Here is a 19,065-nt window from a genome sequence, read left to right as displayed (position 1 = left end):
GGAACAGGGTCGAGCGCCTGATCAACGAAAACTCGACCCTGTTGCGCCCTAAGGGCGGGCGTAAGGCCGAGTCATGACCTCCATGTTGTGACCGTCCGGGTCCTTGAAGTAGGCGCCGCGACCGCCGAACAGACGGTTGATCCGGCCGGGTTCGGTGTGGCTGGGGTCGGCGTAGTAGGTGACTCCTACCGCCTCCAGACGGGCGATAACAGCGTCGAACTGCTCGTCAGGGACGAGGAAGGCGTAGTGCTGGGACTGGATCGGCTCGTCCCTCTTCTCGTAGTAGTCGAGCGTCACGCCATTGCCGAGGTCGACGGGCAGGAACGGCCCGAACGGGGCGCCGACCTTCAAGCCCAGGACCGCGGCGAGGAACTCGGCGGACAGATGCCGGTCGCTTGCGTAGACGGCGGTGTGGTCGAGCTGGACGCCGGCCGCCGGCAGCTCGGATTCATGCGGGTACTGCTGGTCATAGGACATCAGTGGTGTGTCTCCGGTCTTGGGATCCGCTGGAATGGGGCGCCGCATGCGGGCGCCGGGAGCTAAGACGCGGAGAAGGGGGGCGGGCCTCTTGCCCGCCTCGTGCTCAAGCCGAGGCCGGGAACCTCACTCGTGCGTGGCCCATGGCCGACCCGGCAGTCACCTGACCGACCTTAATGACCATCACAGGCGACGGCAACATCGTTTCTCGGCCGCGCCCGGCGGCGCATCGAGCCGCCGTTGCGTCATGGCGGGTCGTCACGGCTCTGCTGATCACGACCTGATACGCGCCCTAGTTCTTCCGGCGACGCCCCTGCGCATAGGGGCCGTGGCGATCATGCTCCCGCCATTCCTCGTCATGGGGGTCGCGGCATTCGCCGCCCGCGTTGTCCCCGGGAGTCGAGATGTGTTCCCCCTTGTTGACCTTGGCCAGCAGCGAGGCGAGGGGATCAGGGGGATCGTCGCTGAAGCGATCGGAGCGGCGCTCGGGCGGCGGCCCCGGCTCTGTCCTGTCGTGACGCATCCGTGGTGTATCGCTCATGAGCAGCCCCCTCCGACTCACTGAGATGCACTCGGGATCTTTCCCTGGAGGGTCGCGGGTAACCCGACTTGGCCAACTGCCGAGGGGTACCGCGCGACACCGGAGAGGCCGAGCCGACGCCGAACGGCCGGCGTCGGCCCACCATCTACGTTTCAGATGAAGAGCATCAGCACCAGCCCCACCAGTACGACTCCCAGGACGACGATGCCTGCGATGAAGCAGCTGGGATTGTTGATCATGTCGGAGAGTCGGGCTGTGAAGCCGATGGGGTCGGGGTCGAGGTCCGGTGGCTGTGGGGGCGGGGCTGCGGGTGCTTGGGCGGGGCGGGGTGGTGAGGGCGTGGTGGGGTGTCTGCCGTTGCGGTTCATCGCGTCCCGCAGCAGTTCCCGCCACAGTTCCGGCGGCAGGTCGGGGACCTGGCCGTTCGGCGGTTCGATGATGCTCTGCCGGAGCCAGTTGAACGCCGTGGGGTGGGTGCTGCGGCTCATCAGGTGCAGCACCTCGCCCAGTTGGGTCAGATGGCGCCGGTCCCGGGCCACCGGGGCGACGGCCCAGGCGAAGAGCTCGGCCGCCCGGTCGGCCATGGCCATTCCCTGGGGTCTGAAGTACAGACCGTTGCGGAGTACCTCCGCGCACAGCGCGTGCCGCATCTCCGGATGACGTGCGTGGACGCGTTCGGGTCTGCCCAGCTCCCGGAGCACCAGGTCCAGGGAGTCCGGCGGCAGTTCGCCGGAGCTCAGCTCGTTCAGGAGCACCTCGTCGGGCTGATCGCTCAGCCGCGCCATCACGAGACTGCGCCGCATGGCGTCGCCGTGGGAGTGGTCGCGCAGGTCCTGGTGGAGGTGGAGGGCGTGGGTGTCGTGGTACGGCTGCCCGTACCGAGCTTCGTAGGAGGCCTCGTGGGGGGCTTCGTACGGAGCCGTCGGGTATGCCTCCGGGGCGGGCGTGCCCTGGAGCGGTGCCCCGGCTCGATCCAGTTCCGGGACCGACTCCCGTTCTCCTTCGGGTTCCGGTTCCCGCTCCCGCTCACGGGGTCGGCTCCGTTCCTGGCGGTCGGGACCGAGGATCTTCCTGAGGCGGTCGCGGCGGTGCTCCCAGTCCAGGGCCGCGCCGTCGGGGAGCGCCTCGACCAGCTGGGGGACGCCGGGAGGCGCCTGCGGGTGGGCGAGGAGGTGGGCCACCAGCTGGGCCGCCGCCCTGTGTTCGAACTGGAAGGTGGCCGGCCGGCGGCCCATGACCCGGGCCAGCGGGCCGGACCCGCCCGAGTCCGGCTCCCAGCGCGGGACGGACATCAGCCGCAGGGGATGGCTGTCCACCGTGTCGTACGTGGCGAACGTCCACTCCTCGCCCAGCCAGGACCCGAAGATCAGGAACAGCCCGAGATAGACCAGCGGCACCATGGCCGGGTCCGGCCAGCTCTCCGGTGTCTTCTCCTCCAGCAGCAGTGACACCCGCTGCCCCGGATCGCGCAGCAGCTCCGCGCCGGCGAGGATCAGCGCGCGCTCGACCTCCGGCAGCCGCTCCACCATGCCGGGCAGCCGGCCCCTCGCCAGATCGTGCAGGTCCGCGAGATCGAACCTCGCCAGCTGACCCGACTCCTGCTCGGCCCGCTCCTGCTTGCGCCAGCCGCCGTACGAGAGCCCGAGGCAGCGCGCGGGCTGCAGGGTGGTGCGGTTCCCGACCAGCACATGGCTGACCGTGCTGGGCCGCCCGCCCGGGTCCGTCGTCGGCCAGCGCTGGACGAGCAGGACGTCGTCGTCGCGGGAGAGCGTGCGCACGACGCTCGGCCGGGCGGCCGCCGCGCCGGACACCCACAGCAACGGGCCCAGCTCCCGGCCCAGTTCCTCGGCGCGAGCGGCGTCGCAGGAGTGGGCGACGGCGTTCATGCCGGTGCCCTGGCGGCCGTGGTTGCCGTCCCAGCGGAAGACGATCTGGTGCACCGAGTCCCGGTCCTGGAAGTCGTTCACCGGGGTTCTCCTTCCTCGGATCCGTCGGGCTCCTCCGGCCCATCAGAGGTCGCGAATGGCCCGGCTTCCCCGGCCTCGTCCCACGGCACCGCTTCGAGCGCCGGGGCCTCGCCCACCGCCAGCACATCGGCGCCGCCCGGGACGTGGATCAGGCCGTGCAGGGCCAGCAGGGCCAACAGCGGCTCCAGCACCCGTCGGGGCCCCGCCCCCGCCGGATAGCGGCCGTGGTCCTCCTGGCCGCCGGTGGCGGAGGCGATGTGCAGGGTGCACCGGCGGATCGCGTCGAAGGGGCGCAGCCACGCCGGGCCCGCGTGCCGGCGCAGCAGCCCGTAGACGTCCCGGCTCTCCTCGCGCATCAGCTCGGGATCGAGGGCGGTGGCCGGCGGGCGGTTCAGCCAGCGGTCGACCGGCGGCTGGAACCTGAGGAGGTCGGCCTTGCCGAGCACCACCGCGGCCGGCACGTCCACGTACCCGCCGTTCTTCGGCAGCCGGTCCAGAACCGTGCCGAAGGCGAGGTCGCCGTCCCGGTTGACCTCCACACCCCAGCGTTCCCGGGCGTGGTCCAGCTGCGGCAGCGGCAGGGCGAGGGCCGGGTCGACGACGAAGACCAGGGCGTCGACGCCGAGCAGGAACCGCAGTGCCGCGTCGGTGCGTACGAGGTCCTCGCCGCCGAGGTCGAAGAAGGCGACCGGGCGCACCTGCCCGCGGGCGTCGGTGATCAGCAGGGATTCCACGAAGCGGGCGAAGTCGTCCATGCCCAGCGCCGCGGTGTGGTCCAGGACCTTGCCGCTGCGCAACGGCTGCACCCGGTCCCGGATGAACCGGGCGTGCTGCTCAGGATTGACGGACTGCCACTTCAGCCCGTACGGCTCCAGGCCGCCGTCGGTGATCGCCGCGATCATCTGGGTCAGCAGATGACTCTTGCCGGTGGAGGACTGGCCGACCATCGCGACGGTCAGCGGGCGGCCGTACGTCAGATAGGGCACCGGGATGTAGTGCGTGGGGAACTCCGGGTCCGCCGTGCACTTCTGGACGGCGCCGCGCATGATGTCCGTCCGCCGCACGGGGTTGTTGATGCCCTTGAGGTCCAGCGGCTGGTACTGCATCCGGCTGTCGGTGACGAACAGTTTCGTGAGGTCGAGCCGGATGCTCTCCAGGCAGTACGGGCAGAGCACCTCGCCGGTGGTCTGCTCGGACCCCGCTTCGGTGCGGGTGCGGGCCGCAGGTGCCTGTCGTTTGAGCCGCAGCGCCTCCTCGAAGGCCTGGTGGTGGGGGCGCGTCTCGTCGGGGGGCACGGCGAGCCGGACGCGGCGGGCGGTGCCCGGCGCCACCAGGTCGAGGACCTGGGCGGGCGTCGGCCGGTCGGCCGCCCGCGGTGCGAAGGCGGGCCGCAGCGTCTGGTCCAGCTTGCGGTGGTCGCGCAGGTCGGCGGGCGGCTGGTCGGCGGGCCCCGGCCGTCCGGTCACCAGCTGGTAGAGGACCTGGGCCGCGCTCCACACCGCGTCCCGCGCGTCGGCGAGGGCCTCGCCCCGGCGCTGTTCGGGCGAGCAGAAGGGCGCCCGGCCCCACGGCCGCCGCGGCCGCCCGGTACGGGTCACCGACTCCAGCCCCCAGAGCTGGACCCTGGCGCCGTCCCAGAACACGGTGCCGGGCGAGACGCCGCGCGGCACCAGGCCCTGGCCCTCCAGCAGGTACAGGGCCAGCATCAGGTCCCGGGTGAAGATCTCCTGGTCGGTCGCGGACATCACATGGATCCGGGCGACGGGCGTGCCGCGCGGTGGGTCGTACAGCAGGTACGGCTCGGCGGTGTCCAGCTCGTAGCCGAGGAGCCTCGGGAAGAGGGTCGCGTACTCGGTGTCGAACAGCAGCTGGTTCAGCTGCAGTGCCGTGCCCGCCTCGGTGTCCAGCAGGGCGCGCGCCGCCGGGTTCGCCGCCTCCTTGGCGCTCAGGCGTACCTGCACGCACTGCTGTCCCTCGTCGTCCAGCACGGCCTTGCGGATCAGCTGGGGCAGCAGCCGGTCGCGGCGGAACTCCCGGCCGACCCGGACCGGGGTGACGCGCCGCCGTCCCGAGGGCACGGTGAACGCGAGTTTGTCCGGAGCCGGTCCGCCCGGCCCCGGCAGCGGGGAATGCGTGGTGCTCGTCACCAGCGGTCGCCGTCCCCTCGTGCGTCGCTCTCCGGCCAGTCGTCGCCCGAGCTCAGCCAGTCGTCGTCCGAGTCGGTCCGCCGGTACGGCTCCGTCCGGTCGTACGGGGCCGTCCCGTCGTAGGAGGCGGTCCGGTCGTACGGGTCCGCCGGCTCGCCCCGGTCGGTCCTGTCGTACGCATCCGCCCGCTCGTACGGCTCGGTTCGCTCGTACGGCTCCGTCCGGTCGTACGGCTCCGCCCGGTCGTACGGGTTCGTCGTGCCGTACGTCTCCGTCCCGTCGTGCGTGGCCCCGGCCGGTGCCCGGTCCAGATCCGTGCCGTCGGGTCCCGTGTCGCCTCGGGGGCGGATGGTCTCCACCACGCCGACGCGCAGCGGGGTGAGCCGGACCAGGCCGGCGTACCGGCCCGACGACGTCCACAGGACCTCCTCCGGGTGGACCGAACCGCTGGTCCGCCAGGCCTTCTCGACCTCGTCGCGTACGGCTCTGGGGGCGAACCTGAGCCACCTCGCGGCGGCCGGGTCGCGGCTGAGCAGCGTGCCCTGTTCGGGTGTGGACAGCTGCACCACGGCCTGCCGGTCGGCCTCCGCGCCGACCAGTTCGGCCGGTCCCTGCGGGTCGGTGCCGAGCAGGTTGGCCGAGGTGGCGCGGACGCGGCGCGCGGCGGCGAACGGGGGCGGGGCCAGAACACCGTTGTGCTGGAGGTGATGGCGGGCCGTCGACAGCAGCTCGCGGACCCGTTCCTCGGTGCGCCGGACGGCGCGGGCGCCGGCCTGGCCGCGTTCGACGGCACCCCAGTAGTGCTTCATCGCCTCCAGCGCGGCATCCGTCAGGTCGGCGGACAGCGTGGCGACCAGCTCCGGCCCGCCCTCACCGCTCTCCCGCTCCAGCCAGCGCGGCACAACTGCCTTGGCGGTGCGGTCCTTCGGGCCGACCGCGGGGCCTTCCCGGCCGCTCCGCCCCTTCGCCTCGGCAGGCTCGTCCTCCCAGGCGTACACGCTCGCCCAGTCGCCGTCGTCGGCGTCGGTGAAGGCGTCGCCCGGCTCCAGGTCCATGTCGTCGTCGAGCCAGCGGTCCTCGTCGGACGTGCCGGCGCCGGGCGCCCCGAAGGGCGCGGAAACCCCGGCCGTCACCAGCCGCTCCGGCTCCGGCACCGCCTCCGCCTCGGCCGCGGCCGCCGTCGCCCGCAGCATGCCGGCGACGGAACGGGCGGCGTCGGCGCAGTACAGGCGCTCCTCGACGGCCCAGTGCTCCCGGACCGCCTCGGCCAGCAGGGCGTCCAGGCCGTCGAGAGCGTGACGCAGGACGGCGGTCGCGTGGCCCGGCGCCCAGGCGGCGGCCGCCGCGCGCCAGAGCCGGCGTACCGTCTCCTCCGCGACACCGACAGCCACCAGCAGGCCGATCGTGCCCAGCGAGACGGGGGGTTCGGTCGCGTACGCCGCCGCCGCGCCGACGACCGTGCCGACGGCCGCCGCGACCGTGGGGGCCACGCCCCAGCGGCCCGTGCGTCCCGCGCCCTTCAGCCGGGCCGAGCCGAGGACCGCCATCCCGACGAACAGCAGCGGCACAAGGGCCGCCAGCGGGAGGAACGGCCCCCACCACAGCGCACCGAGCAGGCCGGCCCCGGCGGCCGCGAGCGGGCCGGCCACCGGCAGCCCGGGCACCGTGTCGCCCGCCGTGCCCGCCGTCTGCCGCGCCACGGCGTCGGCGGAGTGGGGGGAGAGTTTCGGCAGCAGCGCCGAGCCGGGCAGCGGCTCCACACGCCCGGCCAGACCGGTGAAGCGCTGGGCCACCGACCGCAGGGCGAGCCCCTGGCCCAGCAGTTTGTGGGCGAACTCCCGCAGCCCCTCGCCGATCCGCTCACCCATGCCCTCGGCCGACGGCACGCGCAGCCCGAGGGCGGCCAGCCGGGTCGCCGACTCGGCCGCCGAGGGTGCCGTACCGCCGCCGCGCAGGGCGGTGGCGACGAGGTCGCGGTAGTTGTCGAGTGCCTGGCGCGCCTGGTCGACGTCGGTCTCGAACGCCTCCCGGCGAGAGGCCCGCAGCAGACCGGGCAGGGACCGCAGCCCGGCCAGCGCCTCCTCGGCGTACTCGAGGGCGTCCGCGCAGGCACGGTAGGCGTCGTCGGCCACACCGCCCGGTTCCCGGTGCCCCAGGTCCCGGCCGCCGCGGCCCGCCACCAGGCCGCGCAGCGGCTCCGGCAGGTCGGCTCCGGAGGACGCGGTCAGCAGCACGTCCGGGGCCAGTTCGGCGTCCTCGCCGGCGAACCGGGCCAGCGCGTCACGCCAGGCCCGGTCGCGCACCTCCGGCGGCAGGTCCTGCTCCAGCAGCCGTACGCCGGGCGCGGCGACGGCCTCGGGCAGCGACCGGACGTTTTCCAGCACCGCGCGGTAGACGTCCGGAACGGACAGGACGTCCACCAGGACCGCCAGCGCGTCCGGGTCGTCCGGCTCGGGCTGCTCCAGCGCGGTGCGGGCGGAGCGCAGATCGCCGGCCCACAGCAGCGCGGTGCCCGTGGCCCGCAGCACGGAGGGGCGCAGCAGTCGGCGGTCGGGCTGGAAGCCGCCCTCCGCTCCGGCGAACGCGCCCGGCGCGCTGCCGACCAGCAGCACCAGCAGCCTGACCTCGCCGACCGCCCGGTAGCCGGTGAGCAGCTCGTACTGCAGCTGGTGGTCGCTGAGTCCGGCCGGGGTGTCGACCACCAGGAACAGCGGGTCGTCCGGCTCCGGCAGCCCGGCCCGGCCCAACTCCTGGGCGACTCTCGCCCGGACGGCCGACGGGCTGTGCAGCGCCGCGGCCCCGGCCCGCAGGTCCAGATGGATGACGGTACTGAAGTCGTGGGACCGGCTCACCGCACGTCACCGTCCCAGGGGGCGCCGCCCCGGCCGGTGTCACCGGACTCGTCTTCCCAGGGCGCGCGCCGCCGACTGTCCCGGCCGTCGTCGTATCCGTCGCGGCCACGATCCCGGTCCGGGTCCGGCTTGTCGTATCCGTCGTGGCGGCGGTCGCTGTCGGGGTCGGGCTTGTCATACCCGGCTCGGCGGCGGTCGGCGTCGGAACCGGGCCGGTCGTAGTCGCCGTAGTCGTCGCGGCGGTTGCCGGTCCGGGAGTCGGCGTCGCCGTCGCGGTGGCTGTCCCGGCCGTCGCGGCCTTCCCGGTCCGCTTCGCCGCGCTCGCCGCCGTAGGGCCTGCCGTAGTCGTCGTGATCACCCCCGCTCCCCGAGGAGACCGGTGCCGTCCCCCAGTCGTCCTCGTCGGGTGCCGGGCGCCGGGGTGCCGAGAAGTCTCCGCGGGTGCGGGGGGCGGCGGGGGTGCCGCCGCGGACGTGTTCCAGCAGGGTGCGCAGGGTCGGCTGGACGGCGCGCTGGTCGCCGAACTCGGTGTCCAGGGCGGCCGGGAGGGTCTCCGCCCAGAACTCCCACAGCGGGCGCACCCAGCCCTCGACCCGCTCGCCGTCCCGCTCCCGGCGCTCCGCCAGCAGCTCCAGCTGGCGCGGGGCGACCTTCTCGACCAGGTCGACGAAGAGGGGATGCGGTTCGCTGCCGGTGCGGGCGAGGCCCAGCGGCTGTGCCCCCATCAGTTCGCGGCAGTAGTCCTCGACGATGCGTTCGTCGTCCAGGACCGTCCAGCGTTCGTACGAGCGCAGCAGTTCGGCCCAGCTGGACACGCCGCCGGGGTAGTCGCCCAGCCGCAGTCGCACGCCGGGGACGTTCGCGCCCTTCTCGGGGTGCAGGCGCAGCCGGACCCGCTCGGGCGAGGCCGGGTCGCCGTCCATCACGTCGACCTGGCCGTTCCACATGCAGCACAGCAGGCGGTGCAGGATGACGCGCCGGTCCTCCTCGCTGCTGACCATCCAGCTGTCGCGGTAGCCGAGCCGCTGCCGCCACCGCAGGACGTCCTGGGCCTGCTCGTTGTCCTTCGCGCGGGCCCACTGGCGCAGCACCTTGCGGGCCTCGGGCACCTGGGTGAGGCTCATCTCGCTGCGGAAGAGGACCACGGTGATGGAGTCGCTCTCCACACCCCGGTACTCCACGGAGTTCTTCGCGTCCGAGGGCAGCCGCAGCGTCTTGCCGAGGAACTCCTGCACCTCGTCCACGGCCTGCACCCGCGGGTAGGTCACCAGGACGCGCAGCAGTCCGGTGCCCTCCGGGGTGAACCCGACCGGCAGCAGCCCGGTCAGCTTGCGGCCGAACAGGTCGAGCGCCTCCTTGCTGACCTGGTCCTTGGCGTCCGCGTCCCCGGCTGCCGCGGCCAGCAGCGTGCCCATCGACGGCAGCAGCGGCCGCTGTTCCAGATGTGCCCCGCTCTCGGCGAACAGGCGCGTGATCCGGGCCTCCAGCTGCCCCTTGACGCGGGCCACCGCGCCCTCGGGGTCACGCCGGCTGAGCCCGTGGACCTGGCGCCAGGTGTCGCCGTCGACCAGCTTGAGCAGCAGGTCCGCCTCGTCGTCGTTGTCCCGCAGCCCCTCCCGGTGGATGAGCCGGCCCACGACGTCCTCGTAGAAGTGGTTGAGGCTGCGCTGCGGCGGCAGCAGATACGAGATGCCGGTGCGGTCCTCGTACAGTTCGCGGCCCTTCTGCTCGGCCGTCTTGCGCTCCTGGTCGCTGTGCCGGCGGAAGGCGTTCACCAGGCGTCCGAGGTCGGCACCGGCCGCGTCGGCGTGCGGCTGCCAGTGCTGTTGCTGCTCGCGCCAGGCCTCGTGCCACACCCTCCGGCAGCGCCACTGGTACCAGAGGTCCTGCTCCTGGATGGCCGCCTGCACGTCGTCGTCGCCCCAGCGGGCGGGTGCCAGGCCGCCCAACTGGCCCTTGATCCGCGGGATCTTGGGTGCCTGCTCGGTCACCCCCGGCGGGCGGGCGGGTGTGCGGGCGCGGTTGTCCAGCATGCCGAGGAAGCCGAGCTTGGTGATCGGGTCGTCGCTGTCGGGGACGCCCCGGACGACGCGTTCGGCGAGGAAGGGGTCCACGGTCTGCAGCAGTTTGTCGATGGCGGGGCGCGGGGCGAACCGGTCGGCCATCGCGACGGCCGCGCGGTCGGCGTCGACCCGCAGGTCGGCCAGCAGCCGCTGCATGTCGGCGATGCGCTCGCCGAGGGCCTGCTCGATGTTCTTGCCGCCGCGCGGCAGCGGATCGGGCTCGGGCACCGCCAACTGCCTGCGTTCCCACAGCTCTTCGAGGTGGGAGTCGGCGAACAGCTGCCGGATCATCATCGGCGCCGTCTCGTCCCGCAGCTCCGGGCGCGGCCGCTCCACGAGATCCGTGACCGCCAGCCGCAGCAGCCGTCCGGCCACCAGGTCGGCGAGCTGGTCCATCGGCGCGGTCATGGAGGCGACCAGGCTGGTGGAGACGCCTTGCCGGCCGATCCCGGTCGGGGACACGGCGCTGCGCTGCACGCCCCGGTTGATGAAGCTCGCGGCGAAGGTCTGGAAGTCGTCGTCGGCCGCGAGCTTGCGGCCCCGGACGCTGCCGTCGCCCAGCTCGGTGCCGATCAGCGACATCACCAGGGAGACGATGGAGCGGCGCAGGTCGTCGGCGCGGATGCCGGCGGTCGGGCTGAACAGGAACGCCGTGGGCAGGATGCCGGTGCGCAGCCGGATCGGGGTCATGCCGGGGTAGCGGATGCCGAGTCCGAGTTCCTGGTCGAGATCGCCGATCTCGTGGCCTTCCGACGGCGCGTTCTGCGTGTCGACGAGGCGGAACAGGTCCACCAGCGCCCGGGCCGCGTTGAGTTCGGCCTCCCGTCCGCCGCCGGTGGCGGTGGAGAACGACGACGGCATGACGACCAGCGGGTAGATCTTCACGCCGTCGAAGCGGCGCAGCTGGAAGGCGTGGTTGATGAGGTGCAGGTAGTCCAGGAAGATCCCGGCGCCGGTGCCGCCGGCCACCGAGAAGGCGACGAACACGTCGCAGCCGTTGACCTTGCCGCCGCCGAGCTCGCTCAGCTCGCCGCCCGCCTTGGCGATCGCGTCGATCGCCTGGAGCAGCGGCTCCAGGACCGGGGCGAGGCCGTGCCGGAGCGTGGCGAACAGGGCGGCCCGCCCCACGGTGGGCAGCTGTCCCGCACCCGCGTGCAGCGGGGTGACCTTCGGCTCGTCGACGCGCGGCGGCAGCCACTCGCCGACCTCGTCGCGCAGGACCGCCCGGAGCATCTTGGTCACTTCGGGGGAGGCGTCGAAGTTCGGCAGCAGGTTGTGGGTGGCGCGGGAGGTGCGGGAGTACGCCGCCCGCAGCGACGGGTCCACGTTGAACTGCGGCAGCCGCTGCAGATCGGCCTCGCTGTAGTCCGCGTACACGAACTGCAGGCAGTCGGGCAGCTGGAACGGGGCGTGGCCGCTCTGCCGGCTGAGCGCCATGCCGTCCGGGCCGCACAGTTCGGTACGCAGTCTGCGTTCCAGCTCGGCACCGACCAGACCTCCGGTGCCGCCCAGGCCGACGAAGAGCATCGGCTGGAAGATCTTCATGGGTTCCTCCCCGCTTCACGGCCGCCGAGGCCGCAGGTGTGTGCTGGGTACGTCCGGGCAGTGCGCGTCACAGGTACGTGGTGAAGGGGCCTTCGCTGCGGCCCTCGGCGGAGCCGGTCGAGGAGCCGGCGCCGACCGTGGTCCGTGGGGTGTCCGGCCTTCGGCGGCCTCGCCGGCCCGGCCGGGTGTCCTCGCCGAGGGCGAGGCTCAGCGTCTCGGTCAGCTGGACGCGGCCGCCCGGGGCCAGCGGAGTCCGCCCGTTGGCCTTCGTGCGCAGCACCGCTCCGCCCTCACGGCTGCGCTGGACGGCGTACTGGCCGTGGGGGCGCCGTTCGATGCGCGGGCTGCGATGGGCCTCGACGACGGTGAACTCGTACCACTGCTTGCTGTTGCCGTGCCCGGCCGGGTGCTCGTTGACGACGCGGCCGTCCTCCGAGACCAGCTGGAGCTTCAGGCCGTACGGGTCCTTCTGCCGATGACGCAGCCGCCGCCACGCGACGAGGGCCGCGGCGGCCAACACGATCAGCGCGGCGCCGGACACGAACGCCCACCAGTACTTGTCCCAGGGCCCGGGTTCCGGTGTGACCCGAACCGAGACGGGGGCGCGTTCGAGAGTGCGGTTGTCGTCGGTGGTGTCGACGACGGTGAAGGTGCCGGAGAGGTCCAGCCCGTCGCCGAGGCGGTCCCCGAAGGCGCTCGCGGGGGAGACCCCGACCGTGACCTTCCGGGTGCCCTGCTCACCGGGCTTGAGGACGATCTCGTTCGGCTCGACCGAGAGCAGCCCGTCCTTCACGTCGGTGACGGACAGCCGCAGGGTGTGCGGGACGCCGGTGGTGTTGCTGACGTCCAGGGTGCCGGTGACCGTGCCGCCGGGGTGGGTGCTGTCGGCGGGCAGTTCGAGCGCCGCCTTGACGGGCAGTTCGCCGGGCGCGACCACGCTCTCCTCGTCGCGGGTGTCGGCGCGCAGCCCGGAGGCGGTCAGCGTGGCGCTCGCGCGCAGCGCCCCGTCGGCGTCCTGCGGGACCGTCACGGTGCCGGTGAAGGAGCCGTCGGCTGCCTTGGGGTCGGCTCCCTTGCCGCCGTCGGCGAGGTCGATCGCCAGCGGGGAGAAGCCGTCACCGGTCAGCTCACCGCGGACGCGCAGCCCCTCGTAGTCGCGCGGGTCCTTGATCTCGTAGCCCTCGCGCGTCTGCAGCCGCATGGTCACCGTGACCTTCTCGCCGGCCTGCGGCGAGGGCGGGTCCATGGTGATGGCGCCGCGCAGCTCGCCCTGCCACAGCACGCTGACCGCGACGGGCAGCGAGCGGTGGCCCTCCGGGGCCTCGGCCTTCACCTTCCAGGTGCCGGGCAGCGGGTCGACGATCTTCAGCGCCTCGACGGTGCTCGTGCCGCCCGCCAGCTCGAAACGGGACTTCTTGTACGTCCCCGAGGTGTCGGTGATCTCGTGGCCCGCCGGGTCGATGTAGGTGATCTTCACCTCCGGGTCGCCCTTGTCGACGACGATGCTGCCGACGGTCGCCAGCGGGGAGATGCCGATCTCCTGGGTGGACGGCGGCCGCTGGGGAGCGGGGCCGGGCTCGTGGCGCTGGCAGTGGGCGGCGGCGAAGATCTTCTCCAGCGTGGTGCCGACGTCCTTCGCCCCGGAGACCTTGTGGGCCCGGGGGGTCGCGGAGGGCAGGGCGACGCAGCCCTTCCGGTAGCCGCCGGCGGCGATCTGGTCGAGCTGCTTCCTGTCCGGCGCGGGACCGAAGCCCAGCGGCCAGATCTGGACGTTCTGCTCGGCGGCGTCCTTCAGCGCCTCCTTCAGCTGCCGTTCGCCCTCGGCCGCGCGGTGCGCCGGATCGCCGTACTTGGGGCTGTCCTCGACGTCCATCTTCCCGTCGGTCAGCAGGAACAGCACCCGGGGCACCGAGGCGTCGGAGCCGTCGGTCAGGTCGTGCACGCCCTGGCGGATGGCGCTGGGCAGGTCGGTGCCGGTGCCCTCGCTCTTCTTGCGGCTGCGCAGCTTGTCCACGCAACTGCCGATCGTCTCGCGGCCCGCCGCGTCCAGCGTGGTGCGCGCGCACACCGGGTCCACGGCGCGCTGGTCGTCGTTCTCCGCGGCGGCGAAGCCGAAGACGGTGACCTGCGAGGACGACGACACGTCGCCCAGCGCGATCCGCTGGGCCGCGGCCTTCTCGGCCTTCATGTCCTCGGGCGCGAGGCTGGCCGACTCGTCCACGGCCACCGCGTAGTTGACCGCCGGGAACGCCGGCTCGGAGTCCGCCGCCGGCACCGGATCCTGACCGGCCGGTGCCCACAGGGACACGAGCACCGCGGTGCCGCCCAGCACCGGGACCGCGGCGCGGCGCACCCGGACCCTTCCTGTCTGCCGTCTTCCCGTGACTCTTCCCACGGCCGTCCCCTTGGTCTTCGAATTCGTGCGCGAGGTTGGTGCTTGAGGTTCTGGTTCGTCTTGCTGAGGTGCTTTGTTCGTCGTGCGACGTGTACGTGGTGACGCGTCTGGGTCGTGCCTGGTGCGCGCAGGCGCCGGGTGCGGCGATGCGTTGGCGTGTGCGCGGTGGTACACCGGTGTTGCGTGCGCCGTCGGGATCAGCCCGCTGTCAGCCCCCAGACCACGGCCAGGGCCGCCGACGGGGCGAGCGAGCCCACGCCCCAGCGGATGGCCCGGTACTTGGCGGACAGGATCGAGCTGACGTCCACGGCCTGGACGAGCAGCCACCGGGCGGGATCGCGCCCGGCCTCGACGACCCGGGCGGTCAGCCTCGCGAGATCGTGGGGCCCCACCAGATCGCCGAAGTACGTCACCCCGTCCCCGGCGCGGACCGTGCCGGTGCGCGGCATCAGCGCGGCGACCAGCGCGGCCACCGCGACGCCCCACAGCAGCCCGGAGAGCACCAGCGTCAGGTCGGCGACCCCGTCCCACCCGGGTGTGCCGCGCCACCCGGCCAGGAAGGCGGGCAGCGCGAGCGTCCCCGAGAGCAGGACGGCCGCCTTGGAGTCGGCGCGGCCGAGGTCCTCCCGGACGGTGGCCAGCAGCCGCTCGGCGATGCGCTCCCCCGCCCGGTCGTGGCAGTGCCGACCCCCGTCCGGCACAGGCCCGACCGGGTCGGGGGAGGTCCGTGCCGCACCGCCGGCGGTCATCGGTCCTCTTCCGCCCAGGACCAACCGTCGTCCGCGGCACGTCTGCGGCGGCGCGGCCGTTCCCGGTCGAGGTCGTCGTCCGGGTGGTACGGCTCGGGCCGGTAGGTGCGGGAACGGTCGTCGCGGGCGCGCGGGTCGTCGTAGTCGTCGGGGTCCGGGCCCGAGGGGAGCTCCGGCCGCGCGGGCCGCCGCCGGGCCCGGCTGCCGGGATCGTCGTGGTCGCCGTCGTCGTCCGGGTGGTATGGCTCGGACCGGTAGGGGCGGGGACGGTCGTCGCGGGTGCGTGGGTCGTCGCGGCCGGTGTCCGGGCCTGTGGTGTACGGCTCCGGCCGGTAGGCCTGCCGGTCTGTGCGGGCGCGCGGATCGTCGTGGTCGCCGTCGTCGTCCGGGTGGTACGGCTCGGACCGGTAGGGGCGGGGACGGTCGTCGCGGGTGCGTGGGTCGTCGCGGCCGGCGTCCGGGCCTGTGGCGTACGGCTCCGGCCGGTAGGCCTGCCGGTCTGTGCGGGCGCGCGGTGCGTCGTCCTCGCGGTCCGCTCCCGGGTAGGGCTCCGGGCGGTAGGCGCGCTGCCGGGAGGTGACGCGCGGCTCGTCGTACTCGGCGTCGTCACGCGGGTAGGAGGGTCCGGGCCGCTGGGCCCTTCCCCGGGCGGGGGCGCGCCGGTCGTCGTCATCGCGGTCGTCCGCCGGGTAGGGGTCCGGCCGGTGGTTGCGGCGCCGGGTGCGGGTGCCCGGGTCGTCGTAGTCGGCCCGGTCGGGCCCGGGCCGGTGGGAGCGGCGGCGGGGCGGTTCGTCCGACACCCAGTCGGGGGTGAACGGCCCGTCCGCGGCCGGCTCCAGCTGCCGCGGCTCCCGGCGGGGCGGGAGCGACCCGATGGGGCCCTGAAGAGGGCGGCGCCCCTTGGGGTTGAGGAGGTTCAGGATCTGTGTCTCGACGTCGACGGTCGAGAGTTCGCCGCTGATCGCCATGGCGTAGAGCCGGTCGACCCGCTCCCTCTCGTCCTCCCTCCCCTCCTGGCGGATCTTCTCCAGGAAGTCCTTCGCCCCGTCGGGGTCGGCCGCCAGCATGAAGCTGAGCTGCTCCAGGTCGCCGCCCTGCAACATGCGCCGGTACTCCGCCTGGCGCTGCCGGGTCACCTCGGCCTCGGCCGCCACCTCCCGCTTCTTCTTGGCGTGCGCGATGGCGTCGTCGTCCACGCCCAGGCGCACGTACAGCCGTACCCGCAGGCCGAGTTCGGCCCCCAGGTCGCTCCAGCGGCCGCCGGCGCACTCGCGCGTGATGGTCCGGTTGGCCTGCTCGGCGTCGGTCACCCGGTAGGACAAAGTCACCTCGCGCAACCGCTCCAGGATCGGGGCGGTGAGCCGCGTGGCGACGTCCTTCACGGCCTGGACGGCGACCATGTGCGGATCGGTCACCTCCCACTCGATGTCCACCTCGGCCTTGAAGAAGGAAGTGCCGCCCGCGGCCGGGAGCTCGATCCGCAGGGGCGTCACGAGCGTGCCGACCGCGATCTCGCAGACGGTGTACGGCCGGGCCAGCATCGGCTTGTCGACGTGCCGCACGCCCAAGGCGGTGACCACGCTGTAGCCGCCGTTCCGGTAGAACACCACCGAGGTCTTCTGGGCGCTCACCGCCGGCAGCCCGCCCGTCGGTGCGTACTCCCGCAGGAACGGACCCTTGGGGCCGGTGTCCGCGGCGGCCCGTCTCGCCTGGAGCCGCTGCTTCGCCTGCGCCCTCGCGTCCTCGTTGTCAGCCATGCCTCTCCTCCTGGCGGGTCCGCTCCGGCGCGGGGACGGCGAGGAACCACAGGTCGCGCGCCTTCGGCTCGGGGAGCGGCTTCTCGGGGTCGTTCATCATTCGGCGCAGCAGCCAGTCCAGCCGCCGCCGGTCCTGCTCGTCCGTCGCCAGCGCGGGCAGCAGCGCCGCCAGCCCCGGCCGGGTCCACTCGCTGCCGTCCTTGCGCACCGCCGACCGCAGCAGCTCCTCCAGCGCGTCCATCGCGACGTCCTTCGACCGCGCCGTGTTCAGCGCGGTCCACATCAAGTCGGCCATCGCCTCGACGAGTTCGGGCCGGATCGCGGCCAGGGCCAGCACGAGCGGCCAGTCCCCGCGGTCCGCCCACGGGGAGTCGCAGTCGTCCAGCGGGGCGTCGGGGTCCATCAGCAGCTCGTCCACCGTCGTCAGGGCGAGCCGCACGGTGGCCGCCAGACCCAGGTCCTGGTACGGCTCACGCTTGTGGTGCGTCCACTCGGCCATCCGTGCCAGCACCTCGGCGGCGTCCGGCAGCACCAGCAGCCGTACGACGTTGTGGGAGGCGACCGACACCAGCTCCCCCTCGTCCCGGGCCCCGATCCGGGCCAGGGCGTCGAGGGTGGCGTCCATCGAGGCGGCCGCGTTGCCGTAGCCCAGCGCCCACGCCGCGGACCAGCGCTGCGACGGGGTGCCCCGCTTGACCCAGTCACCGATCAGCCTGTGCACCGCCTTGCGGTGCGAGGCGTGCGAGGCCGCCTGGTCCAGCGTGGTGGCCGCGAAGATCAGCCGGCGGTTCGCGGTGGACTCGGCGAGCGGACGGACCAGTTCGGTGTAGCCGTGGTCGAAGTCCCGTACGCACAGCTCACCGGCGGCCACCGCGGCGCGCATCCACACCTGGGAGCGCGGATCGTCCGCCAGCAGCCGCAGCCAGCGCACCACCGGCGCCCGGACCGGGAAGTGCCGGTCCCACAGCTCGGTCAGCACCGCCGACGGCAGGGCGGCACCCCGGTACCAGATCAGCCGGGCCGGGACGTCGTGCCCGGCCACCTCCACCTTGCCGTCGGTGAGTTCGGCGCGCGAGAGCGCCACGTCGGCTTCCGGGTCGTCGCAGAACAGCGGGCGGGCCGGGGTGTGGTCCGGGTCGGACTGGACCGACAGTTCCCAGGTCAGCAGGTGGGCGGCGGTGGCCACGGCGCTGTGCGAGGCCCCGCCGAGGACGGCGAGCGCGATCCGGAACGCCACCGGATGGAACAGTGTCGCCGTCCCCGGCCGTGCCGCGCCCCGGTCCGCCCGCTCCGCTCCCTCCGGGGGCGCGGCCAGCGCCCGGTCCACGCCGGCGAACCACTCCTGGGCCTGCTCGGCGGCGATGCTGCGGCAGCCGGACAGCAACTCCTCGTAGGAGACGTCCCCCAGCACATGCCCGGCCAGCAGCGACGCCAGCAACTCGGCCTCGGCGGGGCGCAGGTCCTTCAGCCCGACGGCGTCGTCGACCTCCGCCCGGGCCGCGAGGTCCTCCGCCCGGGCCAGCAGGTCGTCCAGGGACGTGTCGTCCACCCGGGCATCGGCGGCCCGCTCCTGAAGCTGCTCGCGTAACCGGGTGGCCAGCAGCTCCTCGGTGGGCGCGGGCGGGCAGAGCATGCCGTACCGCCCGGCCAGCAGCGGGTTCGCCGCCGACCCGACGGCCACCACGACCACCGCGAAGGCCTCCCGGCGGGCCAGGGCCGCGGCGAGCTCGTCGAGGTCCATCTCGTCCGGGGGCAGGACACCGGGCCGCGCCAGGGACAGCTCCAGCAGATGGCCCGTGCCGCGCCAGGCGTCCCCGCCCTCGCTGTCCAGCGTCTCGGCCAACTGCCGTATCCCGCCGTCCGAATCCACCCGCCGGACGCGGGCGACGGACTCCGCGTCCGTGCCGTCCGCCGTGGAGGTCGTGACCTCGTCGAGGAGCGAGAGCGCGGTGCTCGTACGTCCCGTGCCGGGCGCGGCACCGAGCACGAGCAGGCGCCGGGCGCGCAGCGCGGTGCGCAGCCGTACGTACCCCTCCGGCTCCACGTGCACCCGGCGGAGCCTGCGCAGCTCCTCCTCGGGCACGGGGCCGCTGCGCATACCGGCGCCCGCCTGGCGGGAGCCCAGCAGCAGGTTGAAGTTGTCGCCGATGTGGGCGCTCTGGAGCCGGGAGTGGGCGAAGCTGATCAGATCCCGGCGGACGTCGAACAACTGCCGGGTGGCCCGGCGGGTCCGTGCGGCGGCGGCGAGATCGGTCGGCCCTTCCTCGCCCTGCTCGTCGGCGAGGGGGTCGCGGGTGCGCTCCTTGAACCGCCCGGCGGCGCGCTCCCGTTCCTTCTCCCGCTCCTTCTCCTTCTCCGCCTCCTCGTCCTCCGCGGACTTCTCCTCGTCGGACTTGTCGTCGCCGTCACGGGCCCGGTCGTCCCGGTCCTGCCTGCCCCGGTCCTGCTTCCGGTCGTCGCCGGCCTTCCTGTCGTCCCCGGCCTTCTTGCCGTCGTCGGACGACCGTCCCGCGCCGGGCTGCTCGGGGGCGTCGTCGGCCGCGCCGCCCGCCTGCTCGTCGTCGCTCACCCG

10 protein-coding genes are annotated in these 19,065 nt (G+C 73.6%); all 10 read right to left on the bottom strand.

Annotated elements, in window-relative coordinates; genetic code table 11:
* Positions 1 to 48 precede the first annotated feature (48 nt).
* The 10 genes from ACIBU0_RS05505 to ACIBU0_RS05460 all read right to left on the bottom strand — a co-directional run bounded on the left by ACIBU0_RS05505 (position 49) and on the right by ACIBU0_RS05460 (position 19,062).
* Positions 49 to 477 carry a VOC family protein gene (locus tag ACIBU0_RS05505; RefSeq protein WP_398812056.1) on the bottom strand — a complete coding sequence of 143 codons (429 nt, stop codon included), beginning with the start codon at positions 475 to 477 and terminating at the stop codon, positions 49 to 51.
* A 292-nt stretch (positions 478 to 769) separates the two neighbouring features.
* The gene (locus ACIBU0_RS05500; RefSeq protein WP_398812053.1) at positions 770 to 1,018 is read right to left on the bottom strand and encodes a hypothetical protein; all 249 of its coding nucleotides are present in this window, start codon (positions 1,016 to 1,018) and stop codon (positions 770 to 772) included.
* Positions 1,019 to 1,170: 152 nt separating this feature from the next.
* Positions 1,171 to 2,985 carry a hypothetical protein gene (locus ACIBU0_RS05495; RefSeq protein WP_398812050.1) on the bottom strand — a complete coding sequence of 605 codons (1,815 nt, stop codon included), beginning with the start codon at positions 2,983 to 2,985 and terminating at the stop codon, positions 1,171 to 1,173.
* The gene (locus tag ACIBU0_RS05490) at positions 2,982 to 5,132 is read right to left on the bottom strand and encodes a hypothetical protein (RefSeq protein WP_398812047.1); all 2,151 of its coding nucleotides are present in this window, start codon (positions 5,130 to 5,132) and stop codon (positions 2,982 to 2,984) included. The genes ACIBU0_RS05495 and ACIBU0_RS05490 overlap by 4 nt, the downstream gene beginning before the upstream one ends.
* Positions 5,129 to 7,984 (bottom strand): hypothetical protein, encoded by a 2,856-nt coding sequence (locus ACIBU0_RS05485; protein WP_398812044.1) that lies wholly within the window; start codon positions 7,982 to 7,984, stop codon positions 5,129 to 5,131. The genes ACIBU0_RS05490 and ACIBU0_RS05485 overlap by 4 nt, the downstream gene beginning before the upstream one ends.
* Positions 7,981 to 11,592 carry a tubulin-like doman-containing protein gene (locus tag ACIBU0_RS05480; protein WP_398812042.1) on the bottom strand — a complete coding sequence of 1,204 codons (3,612 nt, stop codon included), beginning with the start codon at positions 11,590 to 11,592 and terminating at the stop codon, positions 7,981 to 7,983. Before ACIBU0_RS05480 ends, ACIBU0_RS05485 begins: the two co-directional genes overlap by 4 nt.
* A 67-nt stretch (positions 11,593 to 11,659) precedes the next feature.
* Positions 11,660 to 13,945, bottom strand: a complete 2,286-nt coding sequence (locus ACIBU0_RS05475; protein WP_398812039.1) for a VWA domain-containing protein — start codon at positions 13,943 to 13,945, stop codon at positions 11,660 to 11,662.
* A 239-nt stretch (positions 13,946 to 14,184) separates the two neighbouring features.
* On the bottom strand, positions 14,185 to 14,736 hold the full coding sequence (locus ACIBU0_RS05470) for a Pycsar system effector family protein (RefSeq protein WP_398812036.1): 552 nt from the start codon (positions 14,734 to 14,736) through the stop codon (positions 14,185 to 14,187).
* On the bottom strand, positions 14,733 to 16,493 hold the full coding sequence (locus ACIBU0_RS05465) for a hypothetical protein (RefSeq protein ID WP_398812033.1): 1,761 nt from the start codon (positions 16,491 to 16,493) through the stop codon (positions 14,733 to 14,735). Before ACIBU0_RS05465 ends, ACIBU0_RS05470 begins: the two co-directional genes overlap by 4 nt.
* Entirely contained in the window at positions 16,486 to 19,062 is a 2,577-nt protein-coding gene (locus ACIBU0_RS05460; protein WP_398812030.1) for a hypothetical protein, read from the bottom strand. Before ACIBU0_RS05460 ends, ACIBU0_RS05465 begins: the two co-directional genes overlap by 8 nt.
* Between the last annotated feature and the right edge of the window lie 3 nt (positions 19,063 to 19,065).

Source organism: Streptomyces sp. NPDC049627 (assembly GCF_044465645.1).
Taxonomy (GTDB): domain Bacteria; phylum Actinomycetota; class Actinomycetes; order Streptomycetales; family Streptomycetaceae; genus Streptomyces.
This window is presented reverse-complemented; position numbering and strand designations above follow the sequence as displayed.

Bases quoted from the DNA above. Each gene is read 5' to 3' on its own strand.
- ACIBU0_RS05505 (WP_398812056.1), bottom strand. From the start codon at position 477: ATGTCCTATGACCAGCAGTACCCGCATGAATCCGAGCTGCCGGCGGCC.
- ACIBU0_RS05500 (WP_398812053.1), bottom strand. From the start codon at position 1,018: ATGAGCGATACACCACGGATGCGTCACGACAGGACAGAGCCGGGGCCG.
- ACIBU0_RS05480 (WP_398812042.1), bottom strand. From the start codon at position 11,592: ATGAAGATCTTCCAGCCGATGCTCTTCGTCGGCCTGGGCGGCACCGGA.
- ACIBU0_RS05470 (WP_398812036.1), bottom strand. From the start codon at position 14,736: ATGACCGCCGGCGGTGCGGCACGGACCTCCCCCGACCCGGTCGGGCCT.
- ACIBU0_RS05465 (WP_398812033.1), bottom strand. From the start codon at position 16,493: ATGGCTGACAACGAGGACGCGAGGGCGCAGGCGAAGCAGCGGCTCCAG.